Origin of the sequence: Novosphingobium sp. PP1Y (assembly GCF_000253255.1) — a bacterium.
GTDB lineage: Bacteria > Pseudomonadota > Alphaproteobacteria > Sphingomonadales > Sphingomonadaceae > Novosphingobium.
In genome coordinates this window covers 1,006,159-1,031,305 of record NC_015583.1, presented here as the reverse complement: position 1 = coordinate 1,031,305, position 25,147 = coordinate 1,006,159, and the positions used below count along the sequence as shown (strand labels likewise).

Sequence of the window (25,147 nt, the reverse complement as noted above, 5' to 3'; positions counted from 1 at the left end):
CGAGACAGACAGGCCCCGTCGGAGCGATCCGCCGGGGCCTTTCGTTTGATCGTCAACCGACGGTAAGCCGAAGCGCTTTCGGGCTTCGGAAGTTGGACGACGAAGTCCAGGCCAGCGTCTCGTCAAAGCGGCTGAAATCGGGGATTGCCGTCAGCAGTTCCTCAAAGGCAGCCTGCGTTGCAACGCGGGCGAGCATGGAGCCAAGGCACGAGTGAACCCCGCCGCCAAAACCCAGATGCCGCTTGGGCCGGCGCTCGATGTCATAGGTGTCCGGATTGACGAACATGCGCTCGTCACGGTTCGCCGAACCGTAGCACAGGATAACCGCATCGCCGGCCTTCATCGTCTGCCCATGCAGTTCGACGTCGCAGGTCAGCGTGCGCTTGAACCGCTGTGCCGAAGTGTTGAAGCGAAGCGATTCCTCCATTGCGTCAGCGATCAGCGACGGGTCGGCTACGAGGGCATGGCGGGCCTCGGGATAATCGGCAAGATTAAGCGCGAACATGCCGAAGAAACCGGAAAGCGACTCGATTCCCGCCATGATAAGCGTCGTCACCGTCAGCTGGACTTCCTTGTCGAGCAGCTTTTCGCCGTCGATTTCGGCTGTTATGAAATTCGACAGGAGATCGTCGCCAGGGCTCTTTTTGCGTTCGTGCACAAGGTCTTGCGCATAATCGGCCATCCACTCGAAAGCGGCGAGGTGTTCCGGCGCCTTTTGGCGCGTCACCGGGTCGGTCTGGACCATCAGCACTGCATTGCGCCGAACTTCATCGGCATTGTCCAACGGCAGGGCGAACAAGTGGAAGAGCAGGTCGACCGTTACTTTCGAGCCGAACTCGCCCACGAAGTCGAAGCTGTCGCAGCCATCCAGTGCCGCAAGATGCATCCGCGCCGAAGCCTTGGCAGGCGCGATCAGGTGATCGAGCGCCCGTTTGGTCACGGCTGACTGGATCAGACCGCGCAGACGGTCATGCCGCGGCGGATCGGAGCTACCCAGGGTCGACCCCGCGCGTCCCGGGAACTCGTCGACCAGATTGCCCTTTGCCGAACTGTAGACCCGCCAGTTGGACAAGGCGGCAAGGATATCATCGTAGCGCGAAAGCACCCATTTCCCGGCCTGCTCGCTCCAGAAGCAGGGATATTTGTCGCGCAGGACCTTGTAGGCCGGAAACGGGTCTGCATCGATGGCGGGCGAATAGGGATCGAATGTGAAACCCGGATTTTCAAGAACGGCCATATGCCTCTGCCTTCCCCTCAGTGTCAGACCGTTTCCAACAACATAGTCGCTGCGGCGGTATTGGAAATGGGAATGTGATAATTGCGATGGGCCTCATGGGCTCTGTCACCCAGCGCCCCGCGTGCGGCGATCCAGTTGAGGATTTCGACGCCCTGAGTTCCTGCCAGGCGCACGATGTCGCGCACGCTGTCCCGGGTGAGCGCGTCGGGATCGGCGGCAAGGTTGTCCATGCAGAAGCGATCGTATTCGGGGTTCATGAAGCCTGCACGCTCACCATCGAGCTGATGCGAGAGGCCGCCCGTACCTATGACCACGATCTTCTCGTCACCCTGCCAGTTCGCCAATGCCTTGTGGACGCTCCGTCCCAGCGCAAGGCAGCGCTTCGCTGACGGAAGCGGGAATTGCACCGTATTGATCGCAATCGGCACCAGCTTGACCGGCCAGGCATCGGCATCGGGCCAGGCCAGCTCGAAAGGTAGCGACAGCGCATGATCGACCAGCATCGTTTGGCAGGTCGTCACATCGAATTCGTCATCGACCAGCTGTTCGATGACATGCCAGCTGAGGTCGGGATTGCCGGAAAAGGCCTTGTAAACGGGCAGGCCCCAGCCTTCGTCCTCATTGCGGTATTCCCTCGCAGCGCCGACCGCGAATGTCGGCATCTTGTCGAGGAAGAAGTTGAGCCCGTGGTCGTTGTAGAAGCACACGGCCACATCGGGCTTCGTCTCGGCGAGCCACTCACGCACCGGCGGGAAGCCATCGAAGAAAGGCTTCCAGTATGGCGTTTCCTGGTCGCCGCGCACGATTGCCCCGCCAATCGATGGGACATGGCTCGTGAAGTATCCGCCCATGATCTTTGCCATGACCTTATTTCCTTTCCTGCAAAGGCTGCGCCTGGTCGAGCAGCATCTGCTTGAAGGCCTCGACCGTCATTCCTGTCTGCTGAGCGCCCACGTCCTGCACGTTGAAGCCGAATATTCCCGCAAGCTTGGCGAGATAGTAAATGTTCCCGCCCGCCTCGATCATCGCCAGTACATTGCGCGCGGCGACTGCCTCGCGCTGCTGCGGGGTCAGACCGAAACGATCGCAGTAACCGTCTTCATCTTCGAGGAAAGCAGCGCGGTTGCTGGCGTCATTAAACGAATAGCACATGGCGTTGAGCTGGTAGCCCCTGCCTGCAGCCTTGCCATCGAAAAGAGGCGTGCCCGGTATTGGCGCCTTGCTGCTTTCGCCAGAGCCAGCGAGTTTCCTCGTCCCATACATACCCTGCAACTCCATCAGACACTTTCGCGGTAGGGAGAGCTTGGCGCACCTTGGAGCCCGGCATATTGACCTGGATCAAGCAACCGGGGCGGCGACGTCAATGCTGCGTCATTGCGATGACAATTAGCTTAAAATTATATCATGAAAGGGAAGCATCGCCTCCTCCAACGAAAAAGGGGAGGCTCTCGCCTCCCCTTCGTCAATCCTCCGGTTGCGACCCAAAGGAGCTGCAGGATATGCCTTCAGACAGGCAGGCCCACGTAGTTCTCCGCAATCGATCGCTGGGCAGCTTCGCTCGAAGCGATGTAGTCGAGTTCGGCTACCTGCATACGGCGCTCGAACGGGCCATCTTCCGGGAAGCGATGCATGAGCCGCGTAAGAGACCAGCTGAAACGTTCCGACTTCCAGACGCGCGCGAGTGCCTTTTCCGAATAGCCTGAAATCGCGTCATTGTCGTTAGACTTGAAGAAGCCGAGCAGCGCTTCTGCCGCGTAATGGACGTCGCTGGCAGCCAGGTTCAGTCCCTTGGCGCCGGTGGGCGGAACGATGTGCGCGGCATCGCCGCACAGCAACAGACTTTCATGGCGCATGGGCTCGAATACGAAGGAGCGCAGCGGCGCGATCGACTTCTCGAGCGAAGGGCCGCGAACGATGTGGGCCGCCGCATCGGGACCGAGGCGGATCGCCAGTTCGTCCCAGACGCGATCGTCCGACCAGTCCTCGACCTTCTCGGTCAGGGGAACGTCGATGTAATAGCGGCTGCGCGTGTTGCTGCGCATCGAGGCTAGAGCAAAGCCGCGCTCGTGATTGGCGTAGATCAGCTCATGATTGCACGGGGGCACGTCGGCCAGGATACCGAGCCAACCGAAAGGATAGACACGCTCGAAGCTCTGTCCTGCCGAGGCCGGGATAGCCTGGCGCGAGGGGCCATGGAAACCGTCGCAGCCAACGATGAAACGCGCGTCGATCCGGTGTTCGCTGCCATCGCGATTGTAGGTCACAAACGGCGCGTCGCTATCGATATCGTGAAGCGCGACGTCGGCGGCCTCGTAAATCACTTCCAGCCCGCGCGGTTCGGATGCTTCCATCAGGTCGCGCGTCAACTCGGTCTGGCCGTAAACCATCACCTGCTTGCCGGTCAGCCGGGCGATATCGATGTGAATCAGTCGCTGACCGTCTGCGAGGTTGAAGCCGTCGTGCGGAAGACCCTCAGCCTTCATGCGCGCATCGAGGCCGAGGCGCTCCATGAGGCCGACAGTAACTTGCTCCAGCACGCCGGCACGGATGCGCGACAGCACGTAGGGGCCCGACTGCCGTTCGAGCACGACACAGTCGACGCCCTCGGCCTTGAGAAGATGACCCAGCAGCAGACCTGCGGGGCCCGCACCGATGATTGCAACCTGTTTACGCATGTGCCTTCGTCCTCAACCGGCGCACTCTGGCAAGGTGCGTCCAATACCTGCTGCAAGATGATCGATGCGGGGCTCGACAGGAAGGCACGGCGGGACCAATATGCCGGTACTTTCAGGACAGCCTTCATGCCCCCCAGCCCGATTCCCAACTTCCTGCTCTATGGTGAAGACACAGCCGAAACTCCGCCCGATTTCGCACATATCGAGACCATCGCGGCGCGAAGTGCCCTGTACGACTGGGAAATCGCGCCGCATCGTCACCTTCACAGCGTACAGGCATTGCTGGTATCGCAGGGACAGGTCGAGTTTCGCTGCGACGATCAGATACGGACATTAGTGGCGCCCTGTTTCATGGTCGTGCCGATCGGCAGCGTGCACGGCTTCCGATTCACGCCGGAAACCTCCGGCCATGTCCTGTCATTATCGCCCGGCTTCATTGCCCGCGCCGGCGATTCAGCCGATCCGATGCTGCGCATCCTTACTCGCGGTGCCAGCGGCACGATACCTGTCCCGGATGTGAAACGCGTCGACTGGCTCTGTCATGAGATGCTCGCAATCCAGTCCGACTGGCGCACGCCGCAGCCACTGTTCCTTGCGCTTGCAGAGGCGCTCGTGCGTTCATTACCGGCCGAGATCGAGGAAGCCGATGCGCTGCCGGCCGAAGACGAACGGCTTTCCGGCTTTCGCCAATTGGTCGAGCTCCACTTGCGCGAACACAGGAGCCTTGGCTGGTACGCCGAGCGCCTCGGTATCACCGGGAAGACCCTGACGCGCATATGCCGCAAGAGACTGGACTGCACGCCGGTCGAGCTGATCCACGCGCGCCTGGTTCTGGAAGCGCAGCGGCTGCTCTTCTTCAGCAATGCCAGCATTGTCGAAGTGGCCGACGAACTCGGCTTTTCCGATCCGTCCTATTTCTCCCGCTTCTACCGGCGCATGACCGGCAGGCGACCGCTGGCGGACAAGTCAGGCGGTCGCAGTGGACAAATCGACGAAGGCGCCGGCTAAAGCGCGTTACGCATGGCGATGGCGCCAAGAACTTTCGCACTTGGCTTTGGCGTGCGTTCGAAGGTCTTGCGATCGACCGAACACAGGCCGAACTTGGGCTTGTAGCCGAAGATCCACTCGAAGTTGTCCAGCAGCGACCAATGGACATAACCGAGCACTGGCACCCCTTCGTCCATCGCCAGCTTCAGGCCCTCGAGCGCGGCCGGGATAAAGCGGGCGCGCAGGGTATCGTCATTCGTGCCGACACCGTGCTCCGAAACGAGGATCGGTCGGCCCGTCGCCTCATGGACATAGCGCACGGCGCCGGCAAGCGAAGGCGCCCAGACTTCGGTTCCGGACCAGTTGCGTTCGCTATCCGCAGGCGCCGGCAGCCTGCCCTTCTCGCCCCAGATAGCCCGTTCATAATTCTGGACGCCAACGAAGTCGTCCGACTTGGCGAGTTCCAGCCATTTGCCGTAGGTTTCCAGACGGATGCGATCGCGCATGGATTGCTTTCCCGCGGCCTGGTCGTCGATGACCGAAAGGGTGAGACCGACAGGTAAGTCGGACACCGCGGCCTTGATGGCCATGCGCGCAGCCTTGTGACCCGCGTCAAGACCCGCCTCGATCGCAACGATATCTTCCTGCGCTGCGACATTGGCGCATACGAAGCGCTCGACGCCAAGCCGACTTGCGGCCGCCTTCAGCGTCGCGCTTTGCAGGTCCCAGACCTGAGCCGGCAAGATCGGGCGCAGGATCGAGAGAATGTTGGGCTCGTTCAGCGTCATTGCCATGGCAATGTCCGCGCCGATGGCGCGGGCGACCTTGTCACAATAGCGAGCGAACAGCTGCGGCGCATCCGGGTTCATCCAGCCTCCCTGGGCGCTGAACCATCGCGGAGCGGTAAAATGATTGAACGTCACGAGCGGCTTGAGCCCCCGCTCGTGGCAACCTGCGACGATAGCCTTGTAGTGATCGAGCATGGCCTGGGAGAAAAGGCCCTTTTCAGGCTCGATGCGCGCCCACTCGATGCCGAAGCGGTAGCTTGTGAGTCCAAGGCCTTTGACGATATCAAGATCCGTGTTCCACAGCTCGAGGCTGTTGCAGGCATCGCCGGAAGGCTCGGCGAAGATGGTCGGATGCTGGTTCTCGATAAACCACAGGTCACTGGCGGTATTGTTGCCTTCAATCTGATGCGGCGCCGTGGCGGCTCCCCAAAGAAAGGCTTCGGGGAAGCGGGAATTCACCGGGCGCGCAGAGCGGGCAAAGGCCGGCGCCGCACTGAGCATGGCACCAGCGGCAAGCAGACTGCGGCGGTCGAGGGCTGGAATTTTCGGCAAGGTCTGTTCCTCAGGCAATGTCAGCGAAAAATGCGAGCATTTCATCGGCCAGACGCCGGTCCGACGTCCCGATATGCATGGCCAGCGAGTAGTGATTATGGGCGCTTGCATAGTGGCTGCGCGGCAGCCTGCCGTGGCGCTCCAAACGTTCCTGCAAAAGCCCTGCCCATTCGGCCTGGAAACGTGGCGGGTCGAATTGCGCGCAGGCGATGAGCAGAGGCAGGTCGGTCGCGGCTAAAGCCCCCCGGGGCATACGCTGCGCATAAGCTGCCTGCGGCCCGTAATAGAGCTCATCACGCTCATCGAGCGAGGTGTAGCCATAGAGACCTGACAGGAGCACTGCACCGCGCACCAGCGACGCATGATTGCCGCGCAGCTTCACGAAGCCCGCCAGATGGACTGAGCCCGCAGATGTTCCGACAAGCAGAATTCGCTGTGAATCGCCGCCGAACCGGGTGGAATTGGCACGCAGCCAATCGACTGCTGCAGCCACATCCTCAGCCCCAGAAGGCCACATGTGCGCAGGCGCGAGGCGATAGTTCATCACCGCGCCGAGCATTCCGTTCATGGCAGCCCAGCGCCCGACATGGGCATTCGCCCAGCCGCTCTGCCCGCCCTTGTCGCCAAGCACGAAGCCCCCTCCATGGACGAATAGCACGACAGGCTTGAGCGGTGCCTCCGATATCGGGCCTTCGCGGTAGAGATCGAGGCGCTGACGCGGGTCGGGACCGTAGGCGCAATCGACAGCGACGGGCGCAAGCGCTTGTGCAATCTGTTCCTGCTCGGCACCGAACAGGCTTCGACATTGCGCGACCACCTGGGGCCCCATGGCATGACCGAGTTGCGCGATGGCAGCTGAAATCGAACTCACGTTCAAACCCTTTCCCCGACCCGATACCGCTTCAGCAATGTGCGCAAGGCAATGGTCGTCCCGGCAACACCAAGAGCGCCACCGTAGGCCAGCTTGATGGGCAGGGCGACAAACCACTCGATTTCCTTCCACGGCCCCGCAAGGCATACCGCGGCAAGCATCGCGGCACTGGTAATGCCAATTGCAAAGACAAGCGCCGCGGTGCGGCCGAGCCCGGTGGAGGTTGCCTGAAGCAGGCCTGACCTCTTCAATCGCGCCAATAGAAGCAGCGAAGGAACGATGGCGGACATCAGCGCGATCGCACTGGCCTGCGCGAAGAAATCGAGAGCAAAATTGTCCGGCCTGCCCATTTGCAGGGCGCGGCGCTCACTTCCGAAAACGAGCAAAAAGAATAGGCCGCTGAGCACGATATTGATCAGGGCGCTGATACGCTGCTCGCGCTTGATCTCGCGGTCCAATTCCAGCGAAGGTTCGTTTGAAGGTTTCAAGGCCTGCATCCGACGTCGAATGTCTGCAGGTCCAGTGCAAGGTCGACGGGACCACCATAGCCTACGGCTATCCCCTGGCGAATGCCCGACTCCGAAAGGGCAAGCGGTCCGGGTGGAATTGCGAAGTGCGTCAACACGACACGGCTCACTTTCGCGCTTCCTGCCATTGCACCGATGGCTTCGGGCTTGAGATGGTGGGTCGATAGATGCTCCTCCATGCCTTTGAGCATTTCAGGCGTGGCATCCTTTCGGCGCTCATGGATTTCCTGGAGCAGGCGATCGAGATCGATGACTTCGCTCACCAGCATGTCGGTGCGATCGGCCAGATTGGTCACGGCATCGCTGGGACCGGTATCGCCGGTGTAAGTGACGCTGCGCTGGCCAAGGACAAAACGAAAGCTCAGCGAAACATTATGGGGATCAGGCTTGCCACCATGATCGAAATGACTGTTCGCCGCGGCCCTGACCGAGGCTCCCGCTCCGAGATCGAGGCTCTGCCCATCTGCAATTTCAACAACGCGAACCGCATCGGCCGGTGAAGGCGGCAAAGTTCCGAGCCCGAAACCGATCTGTGCCGGCGTCGCCAGCGACGCAACGATCCCATCGACAATCGCGCGCGTACCCACCGGACCATAGACCGTCAGGACACCCGGATACTGGTTCATCCAGCGCAAGCCGATGACTGCCCCCAAGCCGCCGACATGGTCCCAGTGCGGATGGGAGATGAAGACGGCATCGATCGCGCCCAGCCCCACGCCGATGCGAGCCAGTTGGTCGACGGTACCATCGCCCGCATCGACGAGAATGCGCTGCCTGCCGATGGTCAGCAGGTTGGCCGGCTCCGAGCGTTCCGCCGTCGGCACCGGACCACCCGCTGTCCCCAGAGTCGTCCAGCGCAAGGCAGGGCATGCGCCTTGGGCCTGGGCCACGCTAGAACCGGCCATCAGCGCGACCGCTGCCATTGAAATCCATGCCATTCGGCTCTGTGCCTGCATCATGACCCTTCCGCTTGCTTTGGGGCCGGAAACTGATGAGGGCCGGTCCGCTGGAGCGATCCCGGCCCCAACCTTCAGAACTTCATCTGTGCCGAGACGCCGAGTGTACGACGTCCTTCACGGGTCATCCAGTTTACGTAGGCCCCCGCATCGGCGAACGGAAGAGCAATGATGGCCGAGTGGAAGCGCTGGTCGAGCAGATTGCGCGCGAAGACGCCGACCCGCCAATTGCCGTCCGGATGGCCGATCCCCGCGTTAAGGCCGATGGTGCCATAGCCGTTCTGGTAAGCGAACTTCTCGACCACGGCATATTGCACGCGGCTGCGGTAATAGAAGTTCGCAGACCAGTCGAACTGGAGCGTGTCACTGATGGGCAGGCGCACGTCAGCCCCGAAAGTGGCGCTGTACTTGGGCGCACCCGAGAGCGGCTCGCCCTTTGCCTGGACAAGGCTGGTCACCCCATCGTCGGCGAGATAGCAGCTATAGCCGGCCTTCACGACGTTCGGGCACGCGGTCACGTAGTCGGTGAACTTGGTGTCCGAATAAGTGAAGCCGCCATTGAAGGAGAGTTCCGGGGCGACGCGCCAGGATGCATCGACCTCGAAGCCCTTGGCCGTGAAACCACCCGCATTCTCGGTAATGAACTCGACGCCATTGAAGACCGAAGTCTGCAGGTTCCTGTACTTGTCGAAGAACAGGTTGGCGTTGAAGGTCACCGCGCGATCGAACAGCTGCGACTTCAGGCCGATCGTGATATCGCGAACCGTCTGCGGCTTGACGCTTGTCCTGGTTCCGGTGAGCCCCGAGAAGGTCACCGTCGGCCCCAGGTATCCGCGGGCAATCGTACCGAACAGCATGACGTCCGGATTGATCTTGAACTCTCCACCGAAGCGACCGGACCAGTCACCCTTCCTGGTACTGCCGCGCAGTTCGTCTGTTGCGGCATAAGGCGTAACGAAACCTGGAACGGCATAGTCGAAGTCCACCGAGAAGGGCGGATAGCTTGGATCGATGATCGAGAAGTACGAAGCCTTGACCCAGTCGTACTGGTAACGAAGTCCGCCGATCACCGCGAACCGGTCGCTTACGTGATATTTGCCGTCGAAGAATGCGGCCAGCGAGTCAGACCGGGTCTGCGTATTGCCCTGACCGCTCGAAATGTCGACGATCGGGGTCGCAGCAAGGCCATCGAGATCGATCGGCGTAAACGGGTAGGCAGGCCGCAGCTGTGCCCGGTTGAAGTCGTTGTCGTCACCCACCTTGCGCCGCGAGGCATAAACGCCCCCGGTGAATTCCAGCGCGCTGCCGGCCGGCGAACTGATGCGCAACTCCTGCGAGAGGAACGTCTGGTCTACGCCGGTCGGCTGCGCCGTGAAGATGGGCATGCTGGTCGCGTCGATGGCGAATTGCTGCGGCCCCTCGTCGAGACGACGCCATGCCGTCACGGAAGTCAGGCTGTAATCGCCGAGCCCCAGATTGATCTCGAGCGAAGCGCCGTAGTTCTGCTCGGAGCTATACCCGCCGTAGTCCTCTACCGACTTGCTGTTGTCGTAGCCGGGGGTTACGCCGAGCGCGGAAAGGCTGGCAAAGCGCGCGGCCATGAGCGGATTGAACGCGACATCATCCGGCAGGCGATTGAGGGTCCAGAGCTGGCCGGGCCCGGTGCGCTTGATCTTCGAATAATCGCCGATGAGGTAGATCGAAAAGTCGTCGCTGCCTTCGAGCAGAAACTTGGCCCGCGCACCGTAGCTTTCCTCGCCGCCCCACTTCTTGTCGAGGTAGACGTTCTTGATGAAGCCATCGTTTGAGCGGTAGAAGCCAAAGACCGCCAGTGCGGAATTCTGCGAGACCGGCAGATTGACGCTGCCATTCACGTTCCATTCGTTGAGCTCTCCGTAGCTGACGAAGGCCTTGCCCGAAAATGCCGTGGGATCGGGCCGCTTGGTGGTGATATTGATCACGCCCGACGATGCATTCTTGCCGAACTGCGTGCCTTGTGGCCCCTTGAGGACCTCAACGCGCTCAAGGTCGCCCAGCGAGTTGATCGGGTTTCCGAAAGGAATGACGACGTTATCGACGACGGTACCCACGTTCTGCTCCGAAGAGCTGGAGAAGCCCCCGGCGCTGCCTACGCCGCGCAGGCGGAACCCGGAATCATTGGGCGAAGTGCCGAACTGCACGCCGGAGAACTGGTACTGGATATCGGTGAGTTTCTGGAAACCGCTTTCCGCGAGTTGGTCGCCGGTAACGGCAGAAACAGCGATCGGCACATCCTGCAGGCGCTCGGCGCGGCGTGACGCCGTCACGATGATGTCACCGCCGGTCACACCCATATCGTCTGCCTGTGCCTCCTGGGCCATTGCCGGCACGCTCAGAACGCTCATGGCAATGCCTGAGAGGAGCATAACTTTCCTGTAGTCCATAAATGGAACTCCCTATAAATTATTGTTATTATGTCATAATGTCGTGATTCAGGCTTCGTCGGCGACCGGATTGGTGAGGGTACCGATCACGCCGATGGAGACCTCGACGGTGTCCCCGCCTTTCATGTAGAGCGGCGGCTTGCGCTTATCGCCGACACCGCCCGGGGTGCCGCTGGCGATAACATCCCCGGGCTGCAGCTCGGTAAAGGTCGAGCAGTACTCGATGACCGTGGCGATATCCCAGATCATGTCGGAAATCGGCTGGTCCTGAACCAGTTCGCCATTGAGCCGGGTCTGGACGCGCTGCGCGCCAAGGTCTTCGATCTGCGCAGCCGGAACCATCGCAGGGCCGAAGGCGCCGGTCGCGGGCCAGTTCTTGCCGGGCGTGAACTGAATGTTGTGTCGCTGCCAGTCGCGCACCGAGGCATCGTTGAAAATCGAATAACCGGCGACATGGCTCAGTGCATCCTCGCGCGCAATGCGGCGCCCGCCCTTGCCGATGATCACGGCCAGTTCACCCTCATAATCGAAGCGTTCGCTTTCGGGAGGACGCACCAAGGGCGCGTTTGCGGCAACCAGGGTATCGGCCCAGCGCGTGAAGATCGCCGGGTGTTCCTTCTGCTCGCGGCCGGTTTCGGCCACATGCGTCGCATAGTTCAATCCGACGCACAGGATCTTGCCCGGGTTGGGAATGACGGGCAGGAGCTTGACGGCGGTGTAATCGAATTCGCCGGAAACGCCCAGCTCGGCAAGATCGCCGTCAATCCAATCCTTGATCCATGCCGCCGTGCCCGGTGCACCGAGGTCGAGAACCCTGTCGCCTTGAAGGCGGCCAAAACTGGTCGTACCGTCGGGCCGTTCAAAACTGATATACGTGATCATTCGTTGTTCTCCCCTGCCGATGAGGTCCGCGGCGCCTGCGTTCCTGCTGGAAAGGGCCAGGCAGGTCGCGCCGAAAACCAGCGTGCGGCGGTTAATTTCCAAGCGGAGCGGCATCCCAGTCGCGGCGGAAGCGGAACCGCTCCTCGGCTGCGCGAAGACCGCCGAAGTCCTTGTCCGAGATGCCCCACTGGTCGATGCGGTTGGGCGGCCAGGTCCAGTCCTCGGGCGTGCCGACCTTGTAGTCATCGGGCACTTTTTCGACGGCGGTCGAAAACTCGATCACCGGACCGAAAGGCGCGATGTAATAGGCATAGACGTTCGCACCCGGTCCATGACGACCCGGTCCCCACGCCGGAGCGAGCTTGCTGTCGCGCAGTCGCCCGATGCCGCGCATGACCGCATCGATGTCAGCCATCTCGAAAGCGATGTGATTGAGCGAGCTGAAGCCTGCCCGGGCAAAGGCCGTCGAATGGTGGCTGTCGTTGCAACGCACGAAGACCATGCCCTTGGTCCGGTCCGATACGCGAAAGCCCAGCACATCCTCGACCGCGTGGCCAGTCGCTTCGGCATCGGCCGAATTGAAGACGACATGGGTGAGTTTGACGGGAAGGTCCCCGCCGTCGATCGGCTCCACTTCGGCGGAATCGACCAGGAAACGCAGGATCTCGCCTTCCGGCAATTCGACGAGAATTCCCTCGCCTTCGCCCGGGTCCTCGCTTCGGCTGGGCCGAGCCGGCCATCCGGTCTCGGCCACGCGTTTCTTGAGATCGCCGAGTTCATCGCCCGAGCACACGAAAGTGGTCGAGCGCACGAATTCTTCTTCCGACTTTTCAAAGGCAACGAGATAGGGAAACGAACCTGACCCACGCAGGTAATGCGTATCGCCGCGCACCTCTGCCGGGGCCATCCCCCAGATTTCGATCATGAATGCGGCGGCGCCGGACGGATCGGGCAGCGCCAGTTCGATGCTACGCAGTTTCACGAGATCGTCTCCCTGGAAAGTCCTGCTGCGGCTATGCCGGCATGGGCGCATTCGGCGTCGCATTCGCCGGTATCTCCGCTGATTCCGACTGCGCCGATCGCCATGCCAAGCGCATTGCGGATGACGACGCCGCCGGGCGAAAAGGCGATCTGCCCGCCGACAACATCGCTCACGCTGTGGAAGAACACCGGGTTGCTCCTGGCGCGTTCTGCAAGCACCGAGGTGTCGGCGTCCATGCCGATGGCGCCGCTCGCCTTGGCCCGCGCGATGTCGAAGCGAAACAGACTGGCCTTGTCTTCGCGAGCGAAAGCGACCGGATGCGCGCCTGCATCGAGGACGATAACCGCCAGCGGCTTCGCCTTGCGTCGCCGAGCCTCGGCGAGTGCACCGGCCATGATGGCCTGTGCCAGTTCAAGCGTCAGGGTCATGCGGTCAATTCCTGTTCTGCAAATAGCATCTGCCGCCGGGCAGCAAGCAAGGCTGCGAAGTCCCCAGTGGCTGTGCCGAACACATAGTGATCGGGTCTCACGAGGACCGCATCGACCCGTCGCGCATCAAGCCAGGACAGGATGGCCCCATTGTCGGGAAGATCGGCGGCGGCGAACACCGCAAGGCCCGGCTCTTCAACGACGAAGGGAACGCCGCGCACGAACAGGCGCCAACCCTGACCGGTAAATTCGTCCAACTTGCCGCCGTCCTCCAGGATCGGTTGCACGAAGCGTTCGCCCGCACCGGTCGTGCCCGTCAAGACAGCCCCGCGCTCAATCGCCGGGATCAGGTCGTGAGCGGTCTCTCCCTTGCGCTGCCTCGCCTTCTCGCGGATTTCGGCATCGCGTGCGGCCGCCCTTTCGCGGTCGAGCTCGCAGATGTAGCGCCCGGCATCGACTGCCGCGCCGATCACGGCGCGCACATGGGGGTCGCGCTCTTGCTGATAGGTATCGAGAAGGGCCGGATCGGCGCCGCGATTGACAATCGCATCCATTTTCCAGGCCAGGTTGGCGACATCGCGCAGCCCATGGCACATGCCTTGACCGAAGAACGGCGGCGTCTGGTGGGCCGCATCGCCGGCAAGGAAGACGGCCCCCATTTTCCACTGCTCGGCCACGAGGCCGTGGAAACGATAAGTCGCCGCACGCACGATGCGGTGAGGGACATCTGCCATCCACGCACCGACAAGCTCGCCGACTTTCTCCGGCTGCATCATCGCCGCATCGTCTTCGCCCGGCAGCAGCATGAATTCCCATCGGCGATGATTGCGCCTTCCGGGAACGACCGTCGCCGGACGGTCGGGATCGCACATCATCACCGAAAGGCGTTGCAGATCCGCATCGGCAGGAACGCCCGTGATTTCGGGGAACGTGACCGGGCCCTCGACTTCGGCGTCCACGACAAGCCAGGGTTCCTCGAACTTGAGGTCGTCAAGTCTAACGCCGAGCGCCTTGCGCACTGCGCTGCGCGAACCGTCGGTGCCGATTACCCAGCGCGACGTCACTTCCTCGATCTTGCCATGCAGTTCATAGAAAACGGTGACGGCGTCGCCGTTCTGGACCAGGTCGGTGAAGGTAGCGCCCAGCTTCATCTCCACATTTTTCAGGGCTGCAAAGCCATCCCGCAGATGCGCTTCAAGCTCGGGCTGGTAGAAGAAGTAATCGTTGGCCCATCCGAACGGGCGCGGCTTGCCGACCGTGCCCATGTAGCGGATCACGCCATGGTCGGCACCGACATGCAGGTGACCGTCAGTCGCCACCATGTCATTTTCGACACGGTCGATAACACCTGCAGACTGGAAGAGGCGCATCATCTCGTGGTCGAGATGGACTGCGCGCGGCAGCGGATAGTGCTCCAGTTCCTTCTCGAGCACGAGGACAGACAATCCCGCGCGGCCGAGAAGGTTCGCTGCCAGTGCGCCCACCGGGCCGCACCCCACGATAACGACATCAATGATCATGGGTTCAGCCAACTGCTTCCAGGTTGGCAGGTGCCTTGTAGAGGACACCGCCCTTCATGATCATCGCAAGGCGATCCTTGTCCTGAAGGATCGCGACATCCTGCGTCGGATCGCCATCCACAAGCAGGAGGTCGGCAAGATACCCTTCGCGGACGAGGCCAACATCGAGGCCCATGAGCTCGCCGCCGTATTGCGTTGCAGAACGCAGGGCTTCCGCCGGCGTGAAACCGAAATACTTGACGAAATGTTCGAGGTCACGGGCATTGCGGCCGTTGGGATTGAAGGGAAAGCCGTAATCGCCGCCGATCAGTACCCGTACGCCGCGCCTCTTCAGCTCGGGAACGAGCTTGCCTTCAAGCTCCATGCGCTGGGCTGCGCTGGCCTTCATGTGGGACATATCGACGTGTGGAGGCGGGCTGGCTTCCAGCGCCGCGACAGAGACGCCCGCACCCGGTGCATAGAAAAACCTGTCCTTCTCGGCCACCATGCGCTCGATGGTCGCCTCGTCGGCAAAGGAACAGTGATAGAGAATGCGCGCGCCAGCATCGAGCGCAAGTCCGATCGCTTCGGGCGAGTACGTGTGGCAAGCTATCCACAAGCCGGCCTCACGGGTCGCCTCGCCGGCGGCCATCATCTCCTCACGGGTATAAAGGACATCCATGGCCGATCCGGGCTTGAGAGCATCCTCGCCTGAGACCACGAGCTTGATCGACCTGACGCCTTCGTCCTTGCAGTAGGCGACGAAGCCTTTCATCGCATCTGGCCCACGGCCGTTGAAGACATCCCCGGTCTCGACGCCTTCAGCGCCCTCAGGGCTGCGCTCGAGCGTAGAGGGCACAAGGCGCGGCCCCGGCGTATCGCCTGCGGCGATGGCGGCGGCCAGCTCGGGTTCGACCTTGTCGCTCAGGGCGCCCGCCGAATAGAGGCTGGTGAAGCCATGATCGAGCAGCACGCGGGCGTTGCGCCATGCCGCGCCCTTGAGTTCTTCAGCGGGCAGGATGAACTGGTGATAGATCTTCTCGACCGAGGAGGCCCAGGTCAGGTGCGTATGCGCATCGACCATGCCCGGCATGAGCGTTTTGCCCAAGCCATCGATCACGACTTCAGCTGCCTCGCCGGACAGGGCATCCCCGCCCATCGCCACGCGCACGATACGCTCGCCTTCGACAAGGACGCTGCCGAGCTGCGACGCAGTGCCCGTGCCATCGAAAATGGAAACTCGGCGGATCAGGGTCCGCATCGCGCTCTCCCTCGGTTCTCTTCGGTTGAACGCGTTTTACCCAAGCCGGTGACCTAAAGTAAAATAATGATATTTATAATTGCCATAGTCACAGACTATATTTCTGCGGCAAGAGCCTGGACCATCGCTTCGGCAAGAGGAGACAGCTTTCTCCCGGAAATGCGCAAGACACCGACGCTGCGCTCGAACACCGCTTCCTTGATCGCAACGGCTCGAAGCGAGCCACTTGAAATTCCATCGAGAGCCACGGTGCGTGGGAGGACCGTTACCCGGTCTGTCTCCCGCACGATGGCGCGCGTGGTGAGGAGCGAATCGCAGCGAATGACCGTCCCGGGAACCGCTACACCCGCGGAAATGAAAAGCGCATCGACCTGGCGGCGAAAGGCACCTCTCGCCTCGGGCAGCACCCAGCGGCAGTGCTCGACGTCGCGCAGGGAAATTGCGTCGGGCATTTCCGCGTGCTGGGCCCCCACGATCAATGCGAAAGGATCGCGCGTGCACGTCGTTCCCAGAATATCGGGAGGAAGCCGTTCGATTTGGGTGGTGACGAAGGCCAGCTCGATCTCGCCCAAGCGTAACATCTCGAAGAGCTGCGCATCGGGCCGTTCGACGACGCTCAGGGCAAACTCACCGACAAGCTCTTCCACCCGCTTGATCGCGCCGGGCAACAATGTGAGCAGGGCACCAGGCGTGCCGCCGATCTGCAAAGGCCCGGCGATGCGCTGGCTGGCGTGCTGAACTTCGCTCGCGGTGTCCCTGAGCAGGATGGCCAGAGAATCGGCACGCCGACGCAGGGCAATGCCTTCCTCGGTCAATGTAATACCGCCGCGACCGCGCTCGAACAGGACTGTGCCAAGCCTGCTTTCGAGCAAGGCTATCGTGTTGGACACCGAAGGCTGCGAAATGTTGAGCAGCCGCGCAGCGCCGCTGATCGAACCGGCCTCGCACACCGCCCTGAATGTGAGCATGGCGCGTGGATCGATCTGGTGCTGACTTGAGCGCGGCGCGGGATCGGGGCTTGGCGTAACCATCCTTCGAGCTTTGATCCGCGCGCCCCGCCTTGGCAAGGCGTCGCTCGTCAATGCCCGCCCGTGGTTTCCTCGATCAGGCGTACGGGACCGATCAGGCCGGACGGGCGCAAAGGGGCATCCGCGCGATACGTCGGCATTGCGGTCCAGGTGATCTTCTGCGCGCCTTCCTGCTGGTCGCCGATCAGGCGATTGACCCAGGTATTGGCAACGCGGATTTCCAGGGTGTTCTGCCCCTTGCGAACGGCCTTGCCGATATCGAGGCGATAGGGCGCATGCCATGCCGTTCCGACGTCCACGCCGTTTACGGAGACCTGTGCAAGATCACCGACCCTGCCAAGGTCGAGCCACAGGGACCTGCCCTCTCCGTACTTTCCTGTTACCCTGAAATTACGGGAGTAAGTCGCTATTCCCGAAAAGTATTTCACGCCGGGATCGGCGCTCTTGTCGAGCGGTTCGAGTCGGGCAAGCTCGATGCTTGCCGGTGCTCCGCGGTCGGCCTGAAACGCGACTTGCCATGCACCGTCCAGCGTCGCAACAGCCCGTTCGCCCTGCCGGGCAAGCGTCACGCGATCCCTTGCAGCCGCCTTGCGGAAGACGACAAAGACCGCCTCGTCACCGTCCAAATGCAATGGCACTACGGTTTCGCCGCCGCTGATGCGGTAGCTGATCGGTTCGCTCTTGCCCGTCTCGGGATGCCAGAGTTCAGGCTGCTTGCCGGTGACACGGAAGTGCGCCTCGATGGACTGAGCCGCTTCCTGCTGATTGACGAGGTAGTAGATCTCTCCCTTCCCGTCACGGCGATGGACGAAGGGGATCTTCACCCCGGCGTCGGCACCGGTGAAAGTGAAATCGGGCGCAACGTCCATCGCCTGCAGCGCGCTTTCGATATCTTGCGAGGCTATCACGCGGCCTTTGCCGACGCGGGCATCGCCGCTTCCCGGCCAGAGCCTGGCGACCAGCGATGACCATTCGGTCAGATCGCCTTCCTGTGCGCTCGTGTTGCTCGGCGTCGCGATGGGCGCCTTGCCGACCACAGTCGCGCCGCCAACGACGAGTGCGGCCAGCTTTCGGAGCGCCGCCAAGGTCATGTGACTGGACGAGCCACCGAGATAGATGGTCTTGTAGCGAGCCCCGCTCGGTGCGACCAAATCTTCGCCATCGTTGGCAAGAAGTTCGGTCAAGGCATTGAAGTTAATATAATCGTAGGCATAGCGCACCGGAGCGTCAGCCACCGGTTCATCACCGTACAGCCCCGTCAACGGAGCTTCCTCGCCATAGAAATAGGCGACATCTGCCACATTGCGCCCCGTCTGCAGGAGCAACGAGCTGCGCGCAATATAGTCGACCCACGGCCGCGCCATTTCCGCCCAGCTCTCCTGCCTGTTGAAGTACTGGCCGAAGATGGCCAGCGAGAGCCCGGGCTTCTTGTCATCCACCGGCACATGGACCGACGTATGGATGACCGGTCGGTTCACCCCGGTCACGAATTCCAGATCGATGAAACGCTTCAGATCCTTTGGCGCAAAGGCCCAGGGCGCCATCGATGCGGTCATGGATTCCGCAGCGACGAGATTCTGTCCATAGAGGTGGGCAACCGAAGCGGCCCCCTTCATGTCGGCAATCAGTGTCTGCCGGGGACCTTCGTCGCGATTGAAGGTCCACAAGGCGGCCATGGGAATGTCGGCATGGCTGCGCATGGCCATGTCATCGCCAAGCATGGGACGGTGATCTTCCAGGGCCTCGCCATAGACCTTGAGATCATTTTCATGCGCTACATCGGCCACGGTCCCGTAGTGCTCGCTGGCAAGCAGATCCGCGAGGGTCCGGCGATAATCGTAGAGGAACCGGTCGGACTGCTCGCGCGTCCCGACGAGGGTGCCGGTAAGGGCCGGAAGCCAGGGCCGCGCATCGTAACCGCGCAGTCGCTGGAACTGCTCGAGCATTCTGGGCGTCCAGTTAGCCTCACCGACCTCGATCGAATCGGTGAGTAGAGCCCTGACCCCGCGCTTGCCGACCATATCGGGCCCGGCGGCATCCTTGTACATGCCGATGTAGTGCTCAAGATATTCGCGCACGGCTTCGCCATCGAACTTGTCGACTTCCAGTCCGGTCGCCTCGGGCGGAGCAGGATGGTTCGTGGTACCGAGCAGCGAATAGCCAAGCCGCAGGACACGCCAGTGCTGACCCGCCGGGAGCTTCGGCGCGGCCCAGTCGAGCGTACCGTCGGCCTTGAGCTTGTCGGTCAGGTCGATGACGCTGTCCGGATCGACGCCGGTTACATTGTCGTGCGGTCCAACAAGCGCATAGTAGTCGCGGCTCATCACGAAGCCGGCCTTGGTTTCATAACGGTCGACAAGCGCATCGCTGTGAAGTTCGAACTGGCCGACCATGATCGGTTGACCGGCCCTTTTGCTCGCAATGGCACCGAAGAGATCGTTTCCAGCGACTCCCGGCGCCGGTGAGCCTAACGCCGCGTCTGGCTGGCCTGGATTGAGAACAAGCCTGAAATGTGCCGCCTCGACGGGGGCGAAGCTTATCGTCGTCGGCACATTGCTCAGTTCGAGTGCCTTTATGGGCGTCCAGGTCTTGCCATCCTGGCTCGACTCCAGAGTTCCGGCAAAGGCCGCGCCGGCAAAGGGTATCCTGACATTGGGAACGAAGACCGTCGCCGAACGAACCGTGACCGGGCGCTGATAATCGAGCCTGAGCAACGGGGCCTTGCCGTCCACGCGCGCCAGGGTCACGCCCCCGGCGATGTCCGCGTCGACGAGCGCCTTGCCAGCAAGGACATTGCCTGCGCCGTCAAGCGCGCGTGGAACCGGCAGGGAAGCGATATCGGGAACCGGAAAAGCCAGCACCCCAACCTCGCCTGCGTATGAGACGCCGCCTGTCTCTGCGGGCACCCCAGATATGATCTCTTCGATGGTCACAGGCGGATGAAGGGTCTGGAAAGGGCCCGTGGTTCCCGGTGGCGATGCGAGCCTGCCGACGAAGCGCTGGCCACCTGCGAGGGTCGTTTCGCTCCAGACCAGCTTCTTCAGACCATCCTGCGGCTTGACCCAGGGCCCCCCGGTCTCCGACCAGCCCGGTGAAGCCGCGATCGCCAGTTCCAGATCGAGGCGATCGGCTTCGTGTGCGGCGAACCGAAAGGCGTCCTTCCATTCCGGTGTCATGTACACGAGGCGATGATCGACGATCTGCGGCGTCTGAAGGTTCGCATCGAAGTTCTGCAGACCACCAATACCGACGCGCTTCATCCATTCCAGATCCTTGCGGATCCCGTCTTTGGTGATGTTGCCGTTCATCCAGTGCCACCAGACGCGAGGTCGAGCGGAACTGGGCGGGTCCTTGAACGCCTGTTCCAGGGAGGGCTCCGGCCGTGTTGAAGGCGCGACCTCGGCGGCATCGTCTCTGCTCTCGGCATGAACGGGCAAGGTGCTCAGCGCAGTAGCGAGGCACAGAACGATACGAAGCGAAAGGCGCGGCATGAGGTCTCCCGGAAATCGGTTCTGGTATTGAGCTTGGAAACAGGGGCGCGACCTGCACAGGGCGCAGCGCCGACAGGACTGCTCGGGTTCAGACGATCCCTGCGCCCAGACCGACGGCCTTGCGCTCCTGCGCCTTGCGATCGCGCCAGCGGCTTTCACGATAAGTGCCCAGCATGTCGATCGCGCCACCATTCTCCAGCCTCGCCCTGGCCAGGATCGGCGAAACATCCACGTTATAGGCCCGGCGTAACGCCTGGAAGGCCATCATCGTGTCATTCGCTTCCTGGGCCATGTGCAGAGCCTCGCGATCGACGAGCAGTGCCTTGGCAAAGCAGGCAGCGATCGCCTCTGCGGATGAAAGCATGGATTCGATCGGATCGGTCACGTTGTGCGACTGGTCGATCATGTAGCTGGGATTGAAGCCCTCTCGCGGGTTCAGTTCGGCTTCGACCAACTCATTGAAGACGAGGAACAGCTGGTGCGGATTGATCGAACCGGAATCCAGATCGTCGTCCCCATACTTGCTGTCGTTGAAATGGAAACCGCCCAGCTTTCCGAAGCGGTGCAGGCGGGCAACGATCTGCTCGATGTTCACGTTGGGCGCATGGTGGCCCAAGTCGACAAGGCACTTGGCCTTGGGGCCCAGTTCCTGCGCCGCAAGCATCGAGGAGCCCCAGTCGCTGATCACGGTGGAATAGAACGCCGGCTCGAACATCTTGTGTTCAAGCAGCATCCGCCAGTCATCGGGCAGTGCGGCATAGACCTGCGCTGCCGCGTCAAGGTAGCGGTCGAGACTGCGCGCCAGGTCCTGCTGTCCGGGGAAATTGGTGCCGTCGCCGACCCAGACGGTAAGATCGGTAGAGCCGAGCTGGCGGCCGATCTCGATGCATTCGATGTTATGCTCGACAGCCTGCTGGCGCGTTGCGGCGACCGTCGAGGAGAGCGAGCCGGTTGCGTAACTCTGCGCCTGGCCGGGCTGGTCCTGGAAGGTATTCGAATTCACCGCATCGAAACCAAGGCCAAGGCTCGCCGCCTCTTCGCGCAGCGCGCCGTAGTCGGACACCTTGTCCCAGGGAAAATGGGGAGAAACCCGCGGGGTCAGGCGTGAAAGCTGGTTGATGACTGCGCAATCCTCGAGCTTCTCGTGGATATTGGTCGGCTCACCGGCAATCGGGAACTTGGCGAAGCGCGTGCCGCCACGTCCCGCCCCCCAGGTCGGCACCGCAACGGAAAAGTCGGCAACCCGCTCCTTGATCGCATCGATGGCGATGCCGGCCCGCTCAAGCTTGCGTCCGAGGCTTGCGTAATCGTCCTCCAGCGCTTCAAGGTCGCGCGCATTTGTCTCGGCGATCAGTTCGGCGGAAAGGGGCATGTTCATGGTTGTGCCTTCACTTCTAAAAGTCCCTGCATGTCCATCCATGCGAGGAACTCATCCATCATCAGTGTAGTGGTGGTACCGGGCGCCCCAAGACCGAAGCCGTGGCCGCCGGACTGGTAGGCGTGCAGTTCCACCGGACGCTTGGCCGCGTGCCAGGCGGAAACGATCGAGAAATCGCCATTGCCGAATAGAGGATCGTCCATCGCCAGCGCCGCGAACATCGGCGGCGCGTCTGCCGGAACGTCGACCTTGCCCATCGGCCCGTAAATGTAGCCGATGAAATCTGGCGCCTGCGTTCCCGGATCGGCGTCGGAAGCGGCCTTCAACACCGACCGCAGGGTTGTCATGGCCCCGGCGGAAAAACCGATCATGCCAACCCGCGAAGGATCGACGTGCCATTGCGCTGCATGGCCGCGCACCAGAGCCAGAGCTGCAAGCGCGTCATCGGTCGCCGGCGGATTGCTGATGTCGGGCGCATTGCCGGCGCCACTGGCTGCCTCGCTCATCAGCCTGCCCATTTCGGCCATGAAATCCGCGTCCGCTTTCGGCGTGGTCTTGAGGCGGTACTTCAGGACGAAGGCGGAAACGCCCTTGTCCGCAAGGGCACGGGCAACACGCCAGCCCTCGTTCTGCATCGCGAGCATCATGAAGCCGCCACCGGGCGCGACGATCACCGCCGTGCCGTTGGCCTTGCCCGGGGCGGGTAGGACCGGCGTCAGCGTCGGGTATGTGATGTTGCGCAGAACGGTCTCACGGCCCATGAACCGCGTCGCGATCTCATCGGAGGGAGCACCCGGCGTCGCATTCCCGTAAAGCGGGATGGCGGCGGCTCCTTCTGGGGCCTGCGCCGGTCCCTCGATCCGGGCGGCAGGCAGGGAACCTTGCGCCGAAGCCGGGGTGACCAGGCAAGCGGCCGCCAGCAGCGCGGCCTTCATCAGATAACGTCCGGACATGTGATCTCCCTCTCCCAATACGCTTCAAGTCATCGCGTGAACGCCTGTGCGTTACCCGCGTCAACATTGATCATATTTCCGGTCGACTTTGCCGACATGTCGCTGGCAAGGAAATAGACGGCTTCGGCAATGTCGGACGGCAGGACGTCACGCTTGAGCATCGAGCGCTGGCGGTAATGTTCCTCAAGTTCCTTGCCCGAATCAATACCATGGGCGCCTGCGCGCTCCTTGCGCCAGTCGCCGTCCCAGATCCGGCTGCCCTGGATCACCGCGTCGGGATTCACCACATTGACGCGAATCCCGTGCGACGCGCCTTCCAGAGCCAAGCAGCGGGCCAGGTGGTTGGCGGCCGCCTTCGCCGAAGCATAGGCACTGGCATTGGTGGCAGCAGCCACACCGTTCTTCGAACCGATGAACACGACCGAAGAACCGCCCTGCTCCTTCATGCCTTTCAACAGCGGCCAGGCCGCGCGCGAGCTCAGGAAATAGCCTTGGGCCAGGACGTCGTAATTGCGGTTCCACAAAGCGATGGTCGTTTCCTCGATCGGGGCCGAGGAAGCGATACCGGCATTGGCGACAAGGATATCGAGTCCGCCGAATTCGCGGGCACAGGCAGCGAACGCCTCGCTTACCTGCGCTTCATCCGTCACGTCGCAAACAACGGAGCGAACGACATCGCTGCCGAACTGGCGGGCAAAACCTTCGCGCACTTCACCAACAGCCTGTTCGTCACGGTCAGCCAGCATCACGCAGGCCCCGTCCGCCATCAGGCGCGCCGCGGTGGCCGCCCCGATGCCGCCGGCACCGCCTGTGACCAGAGCGATGCGGCCGACCAGCGGCTTGGGTGCAGGCATGCGCTGCAGCTTGGCTTCCTCGAGCAGCCAGTATTCGATGTCGAAGGCTTCCTGCTCGTCGAGCGCGATGTAATCGCCAATCGCCTCGGCTCCGCGCATGACGTTGATGGCATTGCCATAAAACTCACCGGCCAGGCGGGCGGTGGTCTTGTCGGTTGCGAATGTGATGCGGCCAAGACCCGGGACCAGCACGACAACCGGGTTGGAATCGCGCATCGCCGGTGAATTGGAACGCTTGCAGCGCTCGTAATAGGCGGCGTAGAGTTCCCGGTAATCGGCGACCTTCCCGGCCAGGTACGCATCATCCTGAAGGCGTGCGGGATCGAGCGTGAGCGGCGCAATCTTGGTCCGCAGGAAATGGTCCGGGCACGATGTGCCGAGCGCGGCCAAGCGTTCGAAATCGACCGAGTTCACGAATTCCAGCGCTTCGGCATCATCCGAAAAATGGCCGACCTTACGCCGCGCCCCGGTCATCAGGCCGCGTAGGCGAGGCATAAGGTCGGCAGCGATGGCCGCGCGTTCCGCCGAGGAGGAGAGAGTAGCGGAGGCGCCGCCGAAAGCCGGTCTTTCAGCAAGCCTGGAATTGAGGTACTTGGCCGCATCGGCGATGAGCGAGACGGTATGCTCGTAACAGGCCCGGGCGCTGTCGGCCCAGCAGATGATCCCGTGGCCGGCCAGCATCACGCCTTCGACCTGCGGGTTAGCCTTGACGAAATCGCGCAGTTGCACGCCAAGCGTGTAGCCCGGACGCTTCCAGGGCAGCCAGCCGATCTTGCCGCCCCAGATTTCCCGGGTGGCGGCCTCTCCCCCCGAAGAGGCCGCCAGCGCAATGATCGCATCCGGGTGGACGTGATCAACGTGCGCAAAGGGTAACAGCGAATGCAAAGGCGTATCGATCGAAGCCGCGCGCGAATTCAGATTGAAGGTGCAGTGAGGCAGGTAGCCGACCATCTTGTCGTCATCGTCCGGCCCGCCATAGTGCTTTTCGAGGCTGAGCAGCTTTTCCTGATAGAGCGTCGCGAAACCGTCGAGCTTCATCGAACCGATATCGCCGCCCGACCCCTTGACCCAGAGTACTTCGACCTGCTCACCCGTGAGCGGATCGGTCTCCACCAACTTGGCCGAGGTATTGCCGCCGCCAAAATTGGTGACGGTGAGATCCGAACCGAGAAGGTTGGACCGGTAGAGCAGAAGCTCTGCCGGAGCAAGCGATGCCGCGGCCGATTCGTCCCAGCGGCTTTCCGGGACAGCGAAAGGAATTGCGGCTACGGGCGATGGCGCGGTGATCGTATTCATGGCGCCCCACTTAACATTGCCCCTTTCCACAATCAATCTGATTCGATAGATACCAATCATATTCGATCACAATGCTCAT

At 62.0% G+C, this 25,147-nt stretch carries 20 protein-coding genes; 1 reads left to right on the top strand and 19 read right to left on the bottom strand.

Annotated features, from left to right (window positions below):
- Positions 1-52 precede the first annotated feature (52 nt).
- From PP1Y_RS05550 to pobA, 4 genes are all read right to left on the bottom strand, one after another.
- On the bottom strand, positions 53-1,237 hold the full coding sequence (locus PP1Y_RS05550; protein WP_013837101.1) for a cytochrome P450: 1,185 nt from the start codon (positions 1,235-1,237) through the stop codon (positions 53-55).
- A gap of 23 nt (positions 1,238-1,260) precedes the next feature.
- Complete coding sequence (locus PP1Y_RS05545) at positions 1,261-2,100, bottom strand: class III extradiol dioxygenase family protein (RefSeq protein ID WP_013837100.1); 840 nt, start codon at positions 2,098-2,100, stop codon at positions 1,261-1,263.
- A 4-nt stretch (positions 2,101-2,104) separates the two neighbouring features.
- A complete protein-coding gene (locus PP1Y_RS05540; protein ID WP_148274853.1) occupies positions 2,105-2,515 on the bottom strand; it encodes a protocatechuate 4,5-dioxygenase subunit alpha in 411 nt (136 codons plus the stop codon).
- A gap of 227 nt (positions 2,516-2,742) precedes the next feature.
- On the bottom strand, positions 2,743-3,912 hold the full coding sequence (gene pobA, locus PP1Y_RS05535; RefSeq protein ID WP_013837098.1) for a 4-hydroxybenzoate 3-monooxygenase: 1,170 nt from the start codon (positions 3,910-3,912) through the stop codon (positions 2,743-2,745).
- Positions 3,913-4,038: 126 nt separating this feature from the next.
- Between pobA and PP1Y_RS05530 the strand changes: the two genes are divergently transcribed.
- On the top strand, positions 4,039-4,920 hold the full coding sequence (locus PP1Y_RS05530; RefSeq protein ID WP_013837097.1) for a helix-turn-helix domain-containing protein: 882 nt from the start codon (positions 4,039-4,041) through the stop codon (positions 4,918-4,920).
- On the opposite strand, the gene PP1Y_RS05525 is transcribed toward PP1Y_RS05530, so the two are convergent.
- The 15 genes from PP1Y_RS05525 to PP1Y_RS05455 all read right to left on the bottom strand — a co-directional run bounded on the left by PP1Y_RS05525 (position 4,917) and on the right by PP1Y_RS05455 (position 25,068).
- The gene (locus PP1Y_RS05525) at positions 4,917-6,188 is read right to left on the bottom strand and encodes a family 1 glycosylhydrolase (RefSeq protein ID WP_013837096.1); all 1,272 of its coding nucleotides are present in this window, start codon (positions 6,186-6,188) and stop codon (positions 4,917-4,919) included. The genes PP1Y_RS05530 and PP1Y_RS05525 overlap by 4 nt on opposite strands.
- A 61-nt stretch (positions 6,189-6,249) precedes the next feature.
- Entirely contained in the window at positions 6,250-7,110 is an 861-nt protein-coding gene (locus PP1Y_RS05520; RefSeq protein ID WP_041558433.1) for an alpha/beta hydrolase, read from the bottom strand.
- A gap of 2 nt (positions 7,111-7,112) precedes the next feature.
- On the bottom strand, positions 7,113-7,568 hold the full coding sequence (locus PP1Y_RS25710; RefSeq protein ID WP_148274851.1) for a hypothetical protein: 456 nt from the start codon (positions 7,566-7,568) through the stop codon (positions 7,113-7,115).
- Positions 7,569-7,594: 26 nt separating this feature from the next.
- The gene (locus tag PP1Y_RS05510; protein WP_158511835.1) at positions 7,595-8,575 is read right to left on the bottom strand and encodes an MBL fold metallo-hydrolase; all 981 of its coding nucleotides are present in this window, start codon (positions 8,573-8,575) and stop codon (positions 7,595-7,597) included.
- A gap of 92 nt (positions 8,576-8,667) precedes the next feature.
- A complete protein-coding gene (locus tag PP1Y_RS05505; RefSeq protein ID WP_013837093.1) occupies positions 8,668-11,016 on the bottom strand; it encodes a TonB-dependent receptor in 2,349 nt (782 codons plus the stop codon).
- A 48-nt stretch (positions 11,017-11,064) separates the two neighbouring features.
- Positions 11,065-11,898: a fumarylacetoacetate hydrolase family protein gene (locus tag PP1Y_RS05500; protein ID WP_013837092.1), complete on the bottom strand. Its 834-nt coding sequence runs from the start codon at positions 11,896-11,898 to the stop codon at positions 11,065-11,067.
- Between the two features lie 91 nt (positions 11,899-11,989).
- Entirely contained in the window at positions 11,990-12,880 is an 891-nt protein-coding gene (locus PP1Y_RS05495) for a VOC family protein (RefSeq protein ID WP_041558430.1), read from the bottom strand.
- The gene (locus PP1Y_RS05490) at positions 12,877-13,308 is read right to left on the bottom strand and encodes a heme-binding protein (protein WP_013837090.1); all 432 of its coding nucleotides are present in this window, start codon (positions 13,306-13,308) and stop codon (positions 12,877-12,879) included. Before PP1Y_RS05490 ends, PP1Y_RS05495 begins: the two co-directional genes overlap by 4 nt.
- Positions 13,305-14,828, bottom strand: a complete 1,524-nt coding sequence (locus tag PP1Y_RS05485; protein WP_013837089.1) for a bifunctional 3-(3-hydroxy-phenyl)propionate/3-hydroxycinnamic acid hydroxylase — start codon at positions 14,826-14,828, stop codon at positions 13,305-13,307. The genes PP1Y_RS05490 and PP1Y_RS05485 overlap by 4 nt, the downstream gene beginning before the upstream one ends.
- A 4-nt stretch (positions 14,829-14,832) precedes the next feature.
- On the bottom strand, positions 14,833-16,068 hold the full coding sequence (locus PP1Y_RS05480) for an amidohydrolase family protein (protein WP_013837088.1): 1,236 nt from the start codon (positions 16,066-16,068) through the stop codon (positions 14,833-14,835).
- 95 nt (positions 16,069-16,163) lie between these two features.
- The gene (locus PP1Y_RS05475) at positions 16,164-17,099 is read right to left on the bottom strand and encodes a LysR family transcriptional regulator (protein WP_013837087.1); all 936 of its coding nucleotides are present in this window, start codon (positions 17,097-17,099) and stop codon (positions 16,164-16,166) included.
- A 47-nt stretch (positions 17,100-17,146) separates the two neighbouring features.
- Complete coding sequence (locus tag PP1Y_RS05470) at positions 17,147-20,587, bottom strand: glycosyl hydrolase (protein WP_013837086.1); 3,441 nt, start codon at positions 20,585-20,587, stop codon at positions 17,147-17,149.
- Between the two features lie 88 nt (positions 20,588-20,675).
- Positions 20,676-21,965, bottom strand: coding sequence for an L-rhamnose catabolism isomerase (gene rhaI / locus PP1Y_RS05465; RefSeq protein WP_013837085.1), 1,290 nt, complete (start codon positions 21,963-21,965; stop codon positions 20,676-20,678).
- Positions 21,962-22,900: an alpha/beta hydrolase gene (locus PP1Y_RS05460; RefSeq protein WP_013837084.1), complete on the bottom strand. Its 939-nt coding sequence runs from the start codon at positions 22,898-22,900 to the stop codon at positions 21,962-21,964. Before PP1Y_RS05460 ends, rhaI begins: the two co-directional genes overlap by 4 nt.
- Positions 22,901-22,947: 47 nt before the next feature.
- Positions 22,948-25,068: a bifunctional rhamnulose-1-phosphate aldolase/short-chain dehydrogenase gene (locus tag PP1Y_RS05455; RefSeq protein ID WP_013837083.1), complete on the bottom strand. Its 2,121-nt coding sequence runs from the start codon at positions 25,066-25,068 to the stop codon at positions 22,948-22,950.
- Positions 25,069-25,147: the final 79 nt, after the last annotated feature.